This is a genomic window from Psychromonas aquatilis (genome assembly GCF_038155185.1).
GTDB lineage: Bacteria > Pseudomonadota > Gammaproteobacteria > Enterobacterales > Psychromonadaceae > Psychromonas > Psychromonas aquatilis.
The window spans coordinates 1-215 of sequence record NZ_JBAKAZ010000387.1 but is presented as its reverse complement, the minus strand read 5'-3'; the positions used below and the strand labels follow the sequence as shown (position 1 = coordinate 215).

The window sequence follows — 215 nt, the reverse complement described above, 5'->3', positions numbered from 1 at the left end:
GTGAATAAACCGAGATGAGATCGCCTTTACCCACTTGAGTTAGCATGTAAGATAAATTTACAGCACCACCGCCACCAGGGCGATATACTACAGGCATATTGGCATCAACAAGCCCCGTATCTTTTAACGATTTAGCAACAGTACGAAAAGTTAAATACCATACACCGCCAGCACCTGCAGGCGCCACCTTCTTAATCGTATGAGGAGGATAGTCT

The 215-nt window shown here is 45.1% G+C and carries 1 protein-coding gene; it reads right to left on the bottom strand.

What is annotated here, in order from left to right; translation table 11 throughout:
• The coding region (locus V6256_RS15910) for a hypothetical protein (protein WP_341599178.1) at nt 1-215 on the bottom strand (215 nt) is incomplete at both ends.